This is a genomic window from Halomonas sp. DP3Y7-2 (genome assembly GCF_019800795.1).
Classification (GTDB): Bacteria; Pseudomonadota; Gammaproteobacteria; order Pseudomonadales; family Halomonadaceae; genus Halomonas; species Halomonas litopenaei_A.
In genome coordinates this window covers 281,951-295,266 of the sequence record NZ_JAHVKJ010000010.1, presented here as the reverse complement: position 1 = coordinate 295,266, position 13,316 = coordinate 281,951, and the positions used below count along the sequence as shown (strand labels likewise).

Annotated in this window: 12 protein-coding genes and 1 pseudogene; 2 read left to right on the top strand and 11 right to left on the bottom strand. The window is 53.5% G+C overall.

The window, feature by feature from the left end:
- Positions 1–18: 18 nt before the first annotated feature.
- Positions 19–990 carry a TAXI family TRAP transporter solute-binding subunit gene (locus tag KUV45_RS13620; protein ID WP_206943105.1) on the bottom strand — a complete coding sequence of 324 codons (972 nt, stop codon included), beginning with the start codon at positions 988–990 and terminating at the stop codon, positions 19–21.
- A 128-nt stretch (positions 991–1,118) separates the two neighbouring features.
- Here KUV45_RS13620 and KUV45_RS13615 point away from each other — a divergent pair, with 128 nt between their 5' ends.
- Together KUV45_RS13615 and KUV45_RS13610 are read left to right on the top strand one after the other, a co-directional pair.
- Positions 1,119–2,030, top strand: a complete 912-nt coding sequence (locus KUV45_RS13615) for a LysR family transcriptional regulator (RefSeq protein ID WP_206943107.1) — start codon at positions 1,119–1,121, stop codon at positions 2,028–2,030.
- 294 nt (positions 2,031–2,324) lie between these two features.
- Entirely contained in the window at positions 2,325–3,359 is a 1,035-nt protein-coding gene (locus KUV45_RS13610; protein WP_222161807.1) for a LacI family DNA-binding transcriptional regulator, read from the top strand.
- Between the two features lie 109 nt (positions 3,360–3,468).
- Here the strand turns inward: KUV45_RS13610 and KUV45_RS13605 are convergent, their stop codons facing one another.
- The 10 genes and pseudogenes from KUV45_RS13605 to KUV45_RS20480 all read right to left on the bottom strand — a co-directional run.
- Entirely contained in the window at positions 3,469–4,002 is a 534-nt protein-coding gene (locus KUV45_RS13605) for a cupin domain-containing protein (RefSeq protein ID WP_222161806.1), read from the bottom strand.
- Positions 4,003–4,052: 50 nt separating this feature from the next.
- Positions 4,053–5,537 carry an aldehyde dehydrogenase family protein gene (locus KUV45_RS13600; RefSeq protein WP_222161805.1) on the bottom strand — a complete coding sequence of 495 codons (1,485 nt, stop codon included), beginning with the start codon at positions 5,535–5,537 and terminating at the stop codon, positions 4,053–4,055.
- Between the two features lie 45 nt (positions 5,538–5,582).
- A complete protein-coding gene (locus tag KUV45_RS13595; RefSeq protein ID WP_222161804.1) occupies positions 5,583–6,617 on the bottom strand; it encodes a proline racemase family protein in 1,035 nt (344 codons plus the stop codon).
- 99 nt (positions 6,618–6,716) lie between these two features.
- Positions 6,717–7,262, bottom strand: coding sequence for an NIPSNAP family protein (locus tag KUV45_RS13590; RefSeq protein WP_222161803.1), 546 nt, complete (start codon positions 7,260–7,262; stop codon positions 6,717–6,719).
- A gap of 3 nt (positions 7,263–7,265) precedes the next feature.
- Positions 7,266–8,018 (bottom strand): SDR family oxidoreductase, encoded by a 753-nt coding sequence (locus KUV45_RS13585; RefSeq protein ID WP_222161802.1) that lies wholly within the window; start codon positions 8,016–8,018, stop codon positions 7,266–7,268.
- 96 nt (positions 8,019–8,114) lie between these two features.
- The gene (locus KUV45_RS13580; RefSeq protein WP_222161801.1) at positions 8,115–8,924 is read right to left on the bottom strand and encodes an aspartate dehydrogenase; all 810 of its coding nucleotides are present in this window, start codon (positions 8,922–8,924) and stop codon (positions 8,115–8,117) included.
- A complete protein-coding gene (locus KUV45_RS13575; protein WP_222161800.1) occupies positions 8,921–9,694 on the bottom strand; it encodes an alpha/beta fold hydrolase in 774 nt (257 codons plus the stop codon). Before KUV45_RS13575 ends, KUV45_RS13580 begins: the two co-directional genes overlap by 4 nt.
- Positions 9,695–9,740: 46 nt before the next feature.
- Positions 9,741–10,922 (bottom strand): MFS transporter, encoded by a 1,182-nt coding sequence (locus tag KUV45_RS13570; RefSeq protein WP_222161799.1) that lies wholly within the window; start codon positions 10,920–10,922, stop codon positions 9,741–9,743.
- Between the two features lie 39 nt (positions 10,923–10,961).
- Positions 10,962–12,662: a choline dehydrogenase gene (locus tag KUV45_RS13565; protein ID WP_222161798.1), complete on the bottom strand. Its 1,701-nt coding sequence runs from the start codon at positions 12,660–12,662 to the stop codon at positions 10,962–10,964.
- 356 nt (positions 12,663–13,018) lie between these two features.
- A pseudogene (locus KUV45_RS20480) lies at positions 13,019–13,267 on the bottom strand (integrase core domain-containing protein); the annotation flags it as partial.
- Positions 13,268–13,316: the final 49 nt, after the last annotated feature.

The following is a 13,316-nucleotide window of genomic DNA, read 5'->3' as shown; positions in this document are numbered from 1 at the left end:
GGGACCGGGCTCCTGAGATTATTCCACCGGCTGCAGGTGGTCAGGAATCTCGTAGCCCTGCTCTTCGAAGTAGCGAGCGGCGCCTGGATGGAAGGGAACCGTGCCGCTTTCCAACGTGAGTTCGGCGATGTCCACATTCGCCAGGTTGGCCAATGCGCTCACCTGCGGATCTGGGTTCTCCATGACCGCCTTGACGATGTCATACGCCATCTGCTCATCCAGGTCCGGCGATGAATGCATGGCGAGGCCGAAGCTCCAGGTGGTGTAGGCAGGCATACCTTCGGCCGCGCCCTCTGGAATATCTACCACGGAGATGTCAGGCATCTGCTCCCGCAGGGTGTTCGCCTGATCCTCGTCCAGTGACAACACCTGAATCGGCGTAAAGGTGGCGACGTCCATGGAGGATCCGTCGAGCTTGTTGCCGACCCCGGACTTGACGTAACCGGCGATGCGATTGTCCTTCACACCGGCCACGACGTCGGTGGTGGAGCCTCGCACGTAGTCGGGTGAGATGCCCAAGGTCTCCATGACGGCCAGCGTTGTCGCCTCGGTAGCCGACCCGGTAATACCTGGGTTAAGACCAACTCCGTTCAGGTCGGTCAACGACGACACCCCGGCATCCTCGCGCATGACCACATTCTGCGGGGCTGCTGAATACACCCACAGCAGACGGTTATCTACCGGCCGATCAGCAAACTCACCTTCGCCCGAGTAGGCGTGATAGCCCACATTGGTGGTGACAAGCCCCATATCGAGCTGGCCGCGAAGAATCCGGCGGAGATTGTCGACGGTGGCTCCCGTTTCGACGACCGATGCGCGAACCCCTTCGACTTTCTGGTTGATGATCTGGCCGACGGCCACGAAATAGCCGTACTGGCTGGAGGAGGTAGAGGTGGAGCCGATAAGCAGCTGATCTTCCGCCTGGGCAGCAGCGGACATCAGGCCGGCACTGAGGATGGCAGCCAGCAGCGGCGTCTTGTATGAGGACATGGCGTAGCTCTCTCTGGTGTTATCTATTATTGGCGTCCAGTAGACGAGTGTCTTGCGACCTCCACACCTTGGAAAGAAAGCCGGTATTTGTCTAATATATTTAAACGAACGAGACTTTTACTTTTTTTATGCAACCATCCATCCGTCAGTTGAAGGCGTTTGTGGCCGTCGCAGAACACGGCAGTTTCATAGAGGCCTCCGAACGCCTGCACCTCTCTCAACCGGCCTTGAGCATTGCCATCCGCAAGCTTGAGGAGTCGGTCGGGGGCATGCTCTTCAACCGCTCGCCCAGGGGGATCCAGCTGACCCCGGAAGGTCGCTATTTTCTGCCTATCGCAAGGCGCCTGATCAGTGATTGGGACGAGGCCCTGGGAGATATCGGCGAACTCTTCAACAAGGAACGCGGCAAGGTGACGCTAGCCGCCCTTCCGACCCTCGCGGCCGGCTTCCTCCCTGCCGTCTTGGCGGACTACCGGCGGCAGTACCCCAACATCGCCATCAACGTCCATGATGTCCTGGCCAACCAGGTGGATGAACTCGTCAGGGACCAGCGAGCGGATATCGGCTTTTCGGTGAAGCCCAGCGGGGCAGAGGCCATACATTTCGAATCGCTGGTGGACGACCACTTCGTTGCGGTCTGCCCCCATGGACATCCCCTGCTGAACCAGGACGAGGTGAAGTGGGAGGAGTTGATCGCCTATCCCGTCATCGCCCTTAGCCGGCTTTCGAGCACCCGGCAGGCCATCGACGAGGTGTTGCAACACCTCGATGCGGAGATGGACGTCATGTGCGAAGTCAGTCAGATCGGCACAGCAGGACGCATGGTCGCAGCCGGACAAGGCGTCGCCGCCCTGCCCTCCCTCAGCTTTAAACAAATCTCGTCTGAGGGGCTCGAGTGGCGCCCACTGACCCACCCCACCGTTCCGCGCACGCTGGGAATCATCACACCGGCGCGCTCGTTACAGTCCGCCGCTGCCACCGCCATGCTGGAAGTCGTGAGAAAGCACGCGCTGACGCTTAATCCGCTGGAAATTCAATAGTCGAGAGAGACGTCAGCATCCAACAAAGATAGCAGCGACGTTACTCTGGTCTGTGCGCCTAGACTTAAGTAGGTGTGTGACTTTCTAAAACCAACAGTAGGTGGTGCCATGGTCATGGCTATCAGTGAAATAACGCCAATGGACAATATGACGCAAAGATGTAATAGAAAATACAAGACACTGCTGTAAATCAAAACAACAGCATACGGCACCATCACTTGTACATATGGAGGATTGATACATAAGAAGAAATCGTTTACATTGGCAGAAATTGTCACCTCGTGAAGCGAAGAAATGAAGCCATCAGTCAAGGATGTCGCAGCACTAGCAAATGTATCTACGGCAACGGTCTCGCGAACCTTCAACACACCAGACATCGTGAATGAAGAAGTAAGGCAACGTGTGTTAGAAGCCGCCAATCAATTGGGATATTATTCAAATGCCGCGGCACGGGCCCTTCGTCACCGACGCACACGTATGATTGCCACGATGCTTCCTAAGCTTGATGACGCCATCTACGCGGAAGCGGCCAATGGCATTCAGCAAACGCTTTCAGAAAAGGGATACGTTGGGATACTCGAAACGTCAGGATTTAACAATAAAAAGTTATCAGACAGAGGACGACATCTTATTGAGCGAGGCGCCGAGGGGCTATTGGTCTTTGGACGAATCGATGATGAAGAATTATTGAATCATCTAAAAAACTTCAAAATTCCCGTAATATCTCTATATTCTTATTTGGGTGAGGGCGAAATACCTTCTATAGGCATTGATAATTACACAGCGGCCGAGCAGATAGCAAACCATATCTATGACCTCAATCATCAGCGAGTATTGATGATATCTGGTCCTACTCGTGGCAATGATCGACAGCAACATCGTATACAAGCCTTTCAAGATGTCACGACGAAACGACATGGCCACTCTATCGTTCATGAAATCGATAAAGACTATTCGATTGATGACGCGAAAGCAGCCTTTAAGGAAGCGTTTAGTAGATGGAATGATGTCACCGCATGCATCTGCAATAGTGATATCATCGCCTTTGGAGTATTACTAGCGTGTCGCGAAATGAATATTAACGTTCCCGAGCGACTGTCTGTGACAGGTTTCGATGACATTAATTTTTCAACACTACTCAATCCGCCCCTGACCACCGTGTCTGTACCAGTGGCCGAAATTGGAAGAAGCGCAGCTCTGGCGATGGTAGAACACCTAGAACATGGTCTCCCCATTGCATCCCGATGCATCCCAAGTCCGCTGATGAAGCGCGAGTCGACAATGGCTATCAGCGACTCTACCATTGGCTCAAGCCAACTAAGACAATAGTGTCGTATCGTTGCTTGATGGGACCACGACACAATGCGATATCATTACTTCAGCAATCTACAACACTATGCGTCGTGAGCGCCGGCATCGCTGGCGCTCACGGTTAACGTTAGAACTTTGGAACATAGGCATCTTCAAGCGGCGGGCCAAACGCCGTAGTCTTTTCGATATCAAGGACATTTTCCGGGCGAGCAAACGGTTCTGGTGTCGGCTGGCCTGGACGCTTTTCACGGCCGATATCACGGAAAAATAGTTCCAGCCCGTTCGGTTGAATAAACCAGAGCCAATGCAGTTCATCACAATCATAATTAATGAACATATGGCGACGATTCTTACCTACGAAAATTGTCGTCCCCGGCACCACTTCATATTCCTTCCCGTCTACACGGGCGATCCCATGCCCCTTGATAAAATGCAGAACTTCATCATGGTGAGGATGGTAGTGCTCACGCACGTAGCTTTGCGGCGGAAGCGTTTGCGTTCCTAGACTAAATGGGGTTTCAAGCTTGAGGTCCTCTGGAGCTATGCGTACCGAAATGTGGCCGTTCGCCGGTACCGGCTGCCAGTAATCACGACCGTCCTCAGGACCAATAACCCGAATATCACCAAGATCCTTATCAGCTATTGCATGTTTGCTGGACATGTTCAATTTCCTTAAAGAGTGGGCGGCAAATATAGCCGCCCCGGCTCAAATCAGTCGACGGTATTTGGCAGTACCGGCGTGCGCTTGCTCATCTTGATAAAAGTGGATTTGATCTCGGTAAACTCGAGAAGCCCCTCTAGACCGTTCTCACGTCCGATACCACTCTGCTTGAATCCGCCAAACGGCATTTGCACAGCAGTTTCCAGATAGGTATTGACAAACACCGTCCCACTTTTCAGACGTTGAGATACCTGTATCGCCTTGTCGACATCCTTGGTCCAGAGCCCGTTACCAAGTCCGTACTCGGTATCATTGGCCAAGCGAATCGCTTCTTCCTGGTCCTTGAAGGTGGTCACTGTCAGCACCGGGCCAAAGATCTCATCACGGAAAATACGCATACCCGGGGTAACATCGGTGAAGATGGTGGTATTAATGAAATACCCCTTTCCGAAATCACCGTCGACAACGCGGTCACCGCCAACGGCAAGGGTCGCCCCCTCTTCCTTGCCGACTCGGATATAGTCGAGTACCGAATTCATCTGCCCTTCGTGGATCATGGCCGTCAACTGGCAAGATTCATCAAGAGGCATCCCCATCTGCACCTTCTTGGCACGCTCGACAAGACGCCTGACGAACGTATCAGCCACGCTTTCCTCAATTAGTAGACGCGTACCTGCGACGCACTCTTCACCCTGATTGAGAATCGTGCCAAACAGCACACCATCGAGCGCAGCGTCGAGATCCGCATCTGCGAAAACGACGTTTGCTGCCTTGCCACCCAGCTCAAGTGATACCCGCCGCATATCATCTGCCGCCTTGGCAGCGATCTGCTTACCGACTCTCGTCGAACCTGTGAACGAGATCATCGCCACCTTTGGGTGGGAAGACAGGCGGTCCCCGACGTCCAAGCCAGTGCCCGTGACGACATTGATGAGACCAGCAGGCAGCCCCGCTTCCTCGGAAAGTTTCGCTACCTCAAGCGCAGTACCGGAAGTCAGCTCAGACGGTTTGATCACTGTCGAGCAACCTGCCGCAAGTGCGTAAGGTAGCTTCTGGAAAAGCGTGACCATGGGGAAGTTCCACGGCACAATCATCGCCACAACACCACGGGCTTCCCGCGTGACAAGACCTAACTTGTCATCACCCAGCTGATTGTGCACCTCCCCAGGAAGCTGCCAGACCAGCGATGCTGCGTAGCGCACCATCTCGATACCAGCGGCAATTTCACCACGGGCGAACATAATCGGCTTTCCGACTTCCTCGGCCTCAATCCTCGCCAGTTTCTCGGTATCGCGCTCAATCAGGTCTGCCCAGCGGTGTAGCAGCTTCGATTTTTCGTTGGCCGGTACCGAGCTCCATGCTCGGGAATCGAAGAGCTGATAGGCGGCGTCCACTGCCTTGTCGACGTCTACGGCATTACCGGCAGCGAAGCTTGCCAACCGTTCACCATGTGCGGGGGAGTGGCGCTCAATCGTCTGTCCACTGTCTGCTACTGCCCAGGTACCATTAATCCAGTGCTTATACTCGCGTGTCATACGTATCCTCCTATTCGATACTCGTCGCTTGATGCATGAAGGATGTCAGAGTGTTTTTAGCCAAGTGTCGGATAGGGTGTACCCCTCCGGGAATGGGTCTGTGGGGTCGAGACCAATCTGGCTCATACTGGTTATCCATGCCTGCCCAGCAACGCTCGGAATCACCGCATCGAAACGCCCGACTTGGGTCGTTGCCTCAATATGGCTGTCGAACTTCGTACCAATGATTGACTCATGGACGAAGTTTTCGCCGGGTTTGATCTGCCCTCGAGCATGCAGCACCGCAAGGCGAGCGGAAGTGCCAGTACCGCACGGACTGCGGTCCACACGACCAGGAGACACGATTACCGTGTTTCTCGAAGTGAGAACACCGTTGTCACGCGAGAGAGGGCCAGCAAACAAGGTCTGCGTGATTCCCGCGATGTCAGCGTTATCAGGATGCGAAGTAGGAATCTGCTCCGCGGCGGCTTCTTTGATTTGTTGACCAAGTACACAGAGGTCACGAGCCTCGGAGGGTACCATCTCGAAGCCCAACGCCCGGGCATCTGCGAGTGCATAGGTCATACCGCCATAGGCGACATCGACGGTAACGGTGCCGACACCTGGTACTTCGACCTGGCGATCCAACGCATGCACGAATGCCGGCTGGTTGACAAAGCGTACACTCTTCACCTTCCCGTTTTCGCACTCGCAACGCAGCTTGATCAGACCTGCAGGCGCCTCAAGAACCAGATCAGTCATTGGCTCATGCATCGGAACCATGCCGGTTTCGAGCAGCACGGTAGCCACACAGATAGTGTTCGAGCCGGACATCGCCGGATACTCAGTGGATTCCATAATCACGTAGCCATAGCTCGCCCTAGAGTCGGTAGCCGGCAGGATCACATTAACGCTGTGCACCACGCCTCCGCGCGGTTCAAACAGCAGAAGCTTGCGGATATGATCAAGATGATCCTGTAGATGCATTTTTTTGGCGAACACAGTATCGCCCGGTACATTCACCACACCACCAGTGATCACGTGACCAATCTCACCGCCAGCATGGCAGCCCACCATATTGAGTACGCGACTCCAGTTCATTCGATCTCCTTGTGCTCTGTTGAAGGCTATTCGTCTCGATCTGTATGGCGATGCCGGCCTCAGCAAGGGATTGCTCACCTCGACAAGGGATTGCGCACCTTAACAAGGGATAGAGAGTGCCTTGAGTTGTCTGCTCGTTTGCGTGTGAGCGGCTTCATCAGATGACGTGACTTCGTCTACGGCGCTGAGCACCCAGACACAATTTGGATTGCTGAACTCTTCCGTCCAGAGTCCCGCACCTGCCGAAAGAACGTCATCCAGTTCCTCGGCGACCTTACCAGCCGCTCCAATACGACACTGCATCGCCGCCCACCTGGTAGCGGTCTCGATGCCTTCGGGCGGCATGCGCTTTGGCGACAAGATTCGGACCACCTGGCTGTCAATCAGAGGCACAGCATGGTTGATGAAGTCGCGCCCCCACTCAGTAATCCGCCCTAGCTCGGCGCGCTTTGCTTGGCGATCCTCTAAGGAATCGTACTGCCACAGGTGCCAAAATCGCACCCCTTCACCACAGACCTCTTCCCACGCGCCTACTGGCAAGCCAAAATCATGCTTCCTGATCGGCATGCATACATCGTTAAAGAGCCTCCAATAGCTCTCCCAGTTCTGTCTTGTCAGTGTGTACTGGCGAAGCTCATGAATCATAACTCACCCCGCGGTGAAGCCACCGTCAATGGTAAACATCGATCCCGTCGCGAACCCGGACTCGTCGGAAGCGAGGAATAGGATCATATTGGCGATGTCGATAGGCTCACCCATCTTATTAAGGGGTGAGCGAGCCTCGAGGCCCTTTCTGAATGCTACGGGGTCATCAACTTTCTTCATCATCTCTTCGTAGTAGCTCGAGTTGATAACGCCTGGAGCGACGCTATTGACGCGAATATTGTCCTTGGCGTGGTCGAGGGCCATCGCGCGGGTCAATGCAGCCACTCCACCTTTAGAGGCGACATAGGCGGCGCGCTCCTTGATGCCTACTACGGCGATATTGGAAGCGACGTTGACAATCGCACCACCTCCGGCGCGGATAATTTCGGGAATGGCGTACTTAGAGCAAAGGTAGACACCCTTGAGGTCGACATCCATCAAGCGATCCCAGTCCTCTTCCTCAGTATCAACCACAGTGCCAAGAATACCGAAACCTGCGTTATTGACGAGGACATGTAACGACCCGAAGTGCTCGATTGCCTGCTGAATTACTGCCTTGACCTCCGCTCCGATCGACACGTCCAACTTCAAGCCCAGTGCACGATCACCAATACTTTCAGCGACCTGCCTCGCCATAGACTCGTTGATGTCAGTAACGACAACCTTCGCACCTTCTTCCGCTAGCCGAACGGCCGTCGCCGCGCCAATACCAGCACCAGCACCAGTAACAAGTACAACCTTATCTTTGACTCGCATTTCACCACCTCACTTATAGTTAGACAGTCGCGCTCTTCGCGACACTCGACAATTGACCGTTTTGAAACCGGATTCACATAGAAGATCGCCCGAATTTCAGAACGTAATGGTGTCGATAGACTTGAGTACCGCCTCCTCGACGCTGAGTGCAGCAAGCCAGGAGGTGCGCTTGTTATCGGGTAGGGGGTTGTTCTTCAAAACGATCGAGAACTCGCCAAATGCCCCACTGACGTGCAGTGTATGAGAGTTTTGACTAACGGCAGGGTCAGCGATTAATTTTACCGAAGTGTGGTCGAACCCCAGCCCCGATAACGCGACGGCAGCAGTGACGTTGGCATTCTTGGGATACTCTCGCGCCGCCTCGCGTGCGGTACCCTCGAAGAACACCTTCGCACCGGTCAGTTGATCCAAGTCGCAAAGCCGCTCTGCAGGAGTGCCACGCCACGCGTGCGGTGGTTTTCGTCCTTCATAGACAATGCTAGTCAGCTCCGATAGCAGCGCACAACGCAAGGCATCTAGACCTCCGATAGCGCCAGAGATCAGGGTTATCCGCGCATTCCCCCGCATGGCCGTACGTTTGAGCTTGGCGTAAAGCGCATCATCGACCAGTGCTCCGATGGAAGCGATCACCACATCGATACCCTGCTCAAGCAGCTGTGGCACTACGGTCTCCACAGCTCCATGCCCGGCACACTCGACGACCAAATCGGGCTGCCAGTCGATGAGGTCTTTAGCGCTTCCAAAGCCCTGAGCGAGGACTTCATCCTCAAGCGTCACCACTCGATCTTCGGCAACCAGATAGGCGAACTCGTGATAAGGAAGCTTGTGCTTAAGCGATGTAAGCACTTTCTTTCCCATCGCCCCCATGCCGATAAAGGCGATTCTTCCGGCGTCTACTTGACTCATGCACATCCTCGGAAAAAGCTCTCGAGAAGCGTGGCGTACGCTTCGGGACGAGTTTTTGGTGTGAAGTGACCGCCATTGAGCGTCTCGAGCCTGGCACCACCTATAGCACCCGCAAGCTCCTCGGCGTGGTGAAAAGGAACAATCCAATCATCCTCTGCCCCAACAACGAGCGTCGGAGCATTCAGCTCGCCCAGCTCGTCATGTCGGGAATACCCCAGCAACATATCGATCCGAGCCAACATCACTTCCACTTGTGAGTCAGAAAAGTTAGCGGGAGGAAAATCGAACTGGCTATATAGCGCAGAAGGAAAGGCCAGCAGGTTGCCCAGCGTCCGATACGCCTGCCCCCCAGAATCCTTAAGTACTTGCTTTCGAAGCTCGAAAAGTTTCCGGAAGCGGCGATCAGTGCGAGACCAGCCACTGCTGAGCACCAGGCTCTGAATACGCTCAGGTTGATCTAGACCCAACGCCTGAGCTACCAGCGAGCCAGTGGAGTGGCCCACCACATGTGCACGTCCAACACCCTCCTGATCGAGAATGTCGAGTGCTACGCGGCAAATCTCATCAATTCGTTGCACCCCACGAGAGCGGCTTCTCGCTACACCTGGATGGTCAAAGCTGATGACCCTGTAAACATCGCTAAGATGTCGCATGACAGGCAGCCAAAAGTGACCTTCGCCGCCAAGCCCAGAGATGAGCAGCACAACCTCGCCCTCACCCTGACTTATCGCGCTGACATCACCTACGCTGAATTCGACACGTTCTGACATTTCTATCCCCTGGCAAGGCCACACCAATGCAGCCTAATGTATACGTTTACATAGGCTGCGAGTGCTGTAGCGCCTGTTTGTCGATTCGCCGCCCCATTGCGACAAGCCCGACTACCAGCATGCCAACCAACGGCAACACCATGGTGTACTGAAGGCCAAATCGGTCGGAGGCAAAGCCGATGATCGGCGGCCCCACCAGAAAGCCGAGATATCCAATCGTTCCGTTCATGGCCAGGCCTAGACTGGGCGCAGCAGGGAACGCTCGGCCGGCGCAGCTGTAGAGAATCGGAGTCGCATTTGCCAGCCCCAGTCCTACCAGCATAAAGCCAAGGATGGCGACAACCATCGTTGGAACCAGCAATGCCAGCGCACAGCCAAAAGCGGCGATGAACCCGGACCACGCCAACACCTTGTCGTGGCCGTATCTACGCACCAGGCGATTACCAATAAGTCGCCCTACCCCCATGGCGAAACTGAAGCCGCCGAAGGCAAATGCAGCGATACTGGTATCGGTCGATGCCACATCGGTCAAGAACTTTGAACTCCAGTTGATCATCGTACTTTCAGTGAACAGCGCCAACACTGTCAGACCAGCAATTAACAAGATGTAAGGATTAGGGCGCACAAGAACTCGTTTCTTCTCGCGTTCCGTCGCTTCCTCGGGGCGCAAATGCAGCAACGGCGCAGCGCTAGCAAGAGTCACTACCCCCATCAACGTAGCGGCAGTCACCATATTACCCACTGCGCCGATGCCGAGACTATTCAGCAGAGATACAAGTCCAGCCCCTGCCATACCGCCAAAGCTAAACGCAGCATGGAAAGAGGACATATATGGACGTTTATTCTTTGCTTCTATGATAGAGCCATGAGTATTCATGGAAACATCAATAATGCTATTGGCGACACCGAACATCAGAAGTATCAGGAAGAAAATTTCGTAAGATGGCGAAAAAACCAGCGCAGGCAATGCCATCGAAAGTGCGATTCCTCCAAGCACGATAGCTGCCCGGCTTCCCATCTTGTTAGCGACGCTACCAGCCAGAAAGATCATGAGCATGGTGCCGACAGCGAACATGCTTAGTGCAGCCCCTAACTGGCCATCTGTTAACCCCAGCGTCTTGCTGATAGCCGGAATGTTGGTTGCCCACATTCCCAACACCAAACCATTGGTGAAAAAGATAGCGGTCGTTGCGTAGACCGAACTTTTTGCGATAGACCTTATATTCATATCGTCATCCTTATCTTTGTTAGATATGATTCATTTCATTTATTTATGACTTCCCAGCTGAATCTTATCATCGTTAACATCGGAGCAAATCTTGTAGTAGTTTGCCTCGCTTTTCGTAAGAGCGGCTTCCCCCTTGATCGCATCGGCTATTTTTTCAGCCATCATGATAACGGGAGCATTAAGATTGCCACTGACGATTTCTGGCATGATTGACGCATCGACGACACGAAGATTCGCTACGCCATGCACACGCCCCTCCCCGTCAACAACACTGTTCTCGTCCGAACCCATACGGCAAGTACAGCAAGGGTGATAGTTCGTACCAGCTGTTTCCTTGAGAAACGCCAGAATCTGGTCGTCAGTCTCAACCTCCTTTCCTGGCATCACTTCCTCACCACGCAGCTTATCCCATGCCGTCTGGGCAATTACGTGCCGAATACTGCGCACCGCATCAATTGCATCGCGGCGATCCTTTTCGGTTGCCAGATAGTTAAATACAAACTTTGGAGCATCCTTATAGTCAGCACTGGACAACCACACTTGTCCCTCACTGGTTGGCCGCATCAAACTGAAGAAATATTGAAAACCATTTTCGAGCTTCACGCTACCATGCTGAAATTCGCCCAGCATTGGTATAAATTCGAATTGAACATTGGGGATAACTTCTTTTTCGTTGGTACGTACAAACGCCCCCACTTCGAAGAAATTTGTTGCTCCCAATCCTTTTTTGAACGCCTTCCATAACAGACCAATCTTTAGCTTTCCAAGTAACGTCAATTCCTTGGCAATAGATACGTTGAGAGTGGCACGATACTGTACAGGGGCAGCTACGTGGTCTTTTAGTCCACGCCCTACGCCCGGCAGGTGAACAACGCTGCCAATACCATGCTTAGCCAAGTCATCCCTATCGCCAATACCGGAGAGCATCAGAATCTGCGGCGAATGCAGTGCGCCAGCACAAAGCACAACCTCACTCTCGACGCCGATAACCTGGGGTTGATCTTTCCAGTCGAAATGGACCGCTACGGCTCTTTCGCCCTCGAACTCGATTTTCGATACTACGGAGCGCTCGCACACCTGTAGGTTGGCTTTCCGCTCCTGATTATGCAGGTATGCCTGTGATGTGCTCCAGCGAATGCCCTTGTGCACATTCCTCTGCGTGACATGTACCCCCTCTTGACGGAAGGCATTGTGGTCGTCAACCCGCTCATAGCCGGCCTGGACACCCGCCTCGAGAAATGCATGATAAAGCGGATTGTCTGCTTTGCAGGTCTCGATATGCATGGGCCCAGAGCTACCACGATACGAATTTTCACCCTTATCGAAGGTTTCCGACTTTTTGAAATAGGGCAGGCAATCCGCATAGCTCCAATGTTCCAACCCTGGAATTTTCGCCCAACCATCGTAGTCAGCCGGATTGCCACGAACCCAGTTCATGCCATTGATAGACGAACACCCACCCAGAACCCGTCCACGAGCTTCAACAATTTTTCGGTGATTCAGCGACGTCTCTTCTTCGGACGTTAGGTTCCAGTTGAAACGCTCATCCATTAGCGGAAACCCGAGAGCCGCAGGCATCCGGATATGAATATGGGAGTCCTTGGGGCCAGCTTCCAACAGCAGAACTGAACGACTTCCACCTTCCGCCAAGCGGGCAGCTATAACATTGCCAGCAGAGCCGGAGCCGATGACGACATAGTCATAGCTATCTTTGACACCAGCTCCGTAGATATCTTTCATGTATCACCTTGCTCGTTGTTATGAAGAGACACAGCCACAAATGTAATCGTTTACACGCCTAGCCGTCAAGCGCTGATACAACACTCTACTGAGGATCCAAACAAAAAATAAAAATAAATAAATATCAATCAGATATAGTCGAACGTAGCATGCCGCCGAACCTTTTCTCGACTCATTTTCTCTTCATCTTTAGTCGAAAAATCAGACGTTCGGTGAAGGTGCAACCACAAAGAGCCAGCCTTAGCTACGCACCAAAATGGTGCGCTTCATGAATACACTCCCATGCCACCTCATGGAATCTACCATCGAGCGATGAAATTGACGTAAAGGTTTGATGTTATGAGGTGATTCTCGATCTACAACAGCTTGGCTCTTCCAGTTGCTCCCCAGGCTTCTGCATAACCCTCGCGGTCAAGGCAGGGAGTGTTCGGGATGCCACACAGCGTCAAGGACTGATGCGCCCGTTCATCGTTGTAATGCCGGGTCCAGTGATCAATCACAACCTTGGATTGGCCCACCGATTCAAAACAGTGGATCCAGATGCACTCAGCCATCGGGGGCAGAAAGATGTGCTCGACAAAGCCGTCTTTCCGGGGTGTAGGGCGTCGTGAGCTCTTGTGCGAGCGCGCCGGTCTTCACCGACGACGTAGACTA

Coding starts and splice junctions, on each gene's coding strand:
- KUV45_RS13620 (WP_206943105.1), bottom strand. CDS start 990: ATGTCCTCATACAAGACGCCGCTGCTGGCTGCCATCCTCAGTGCCGGC.
- KUV45_RS13615 (WP_206943107.1), top strand. CDS start 1,119: ATGCAACCATCCATCCGTCAGTTGAAGGCGTTTGTGGCCGTCGCAGAA.
- KUV45_RS13610 (WP_222161807.1), top strand. CDS start 2,325: ATGAAGCCATCAGTCAAGGATGTCGCAGCACTAGCAAATGTATCTACG.
- KUV45_RS13605 (WP_222161806.1), bottom strand. CDS start 4,002: ATGTCCAGCAAACATGCAATAGCTGATAAGGATCTTGGTGATATTCGG.
- KUV45_RS13600 (WP_222161805.1), bottom strand. CDS start 5,537: ATGACACGCGAGTATAAGCACTGGATTAATGGTACCTGGGCAGTAGCA.
- KUV45_RS13595 (WP_222161804.1), bottom strand. CDS start 6,617: ATGAACTGGAGTCGCGTACTCAATATGGTGGGCTGCCATGCTGGCGGT.
- KUV45_RS13590 (WP_222161803.1), bottom strand. CDS start 7,262: ATGATTCATGAGCTTCGCCAGTACACACTGACAAGACAGAACTGGGAG.
- KUV45_RS13585 (WP_222161802.1), bottom strand. CDS start 8,018: ATGCGAGTCAAAGATAAGGTTGTACTTGTTACTGGTGCTGGTGCTGGT.
- KUV45_RS13580 (WP_222161801.1), bottom strand. CDS start 8,924: ATGAGTCAAGTAGACGCCGGAAGAATCGCCTTTATCGGCATGGGGGCG.
- KUV45_RS13575 (WP_222161800.1), bottom strand. CDS start 9,694: ATGTCAGAACGTGTCGAATTCAGCGTAGGTGATGTCAGCGCGATAAGT.
- KUV45_RS13570 (WP_222161799.1), bottom strand. CDS start 10,922: ATGAATATAAGGTCTATCGCAAAAAGTTCGGTCTACGCAACGACCGCT.
- KUV45_RS13565 (WP_222161798.1), bottom strand. CDS start 12,662: ATGAAAGATATCTACGGAGCTGGTGTCAAAGATAGCTATGACTATGTC.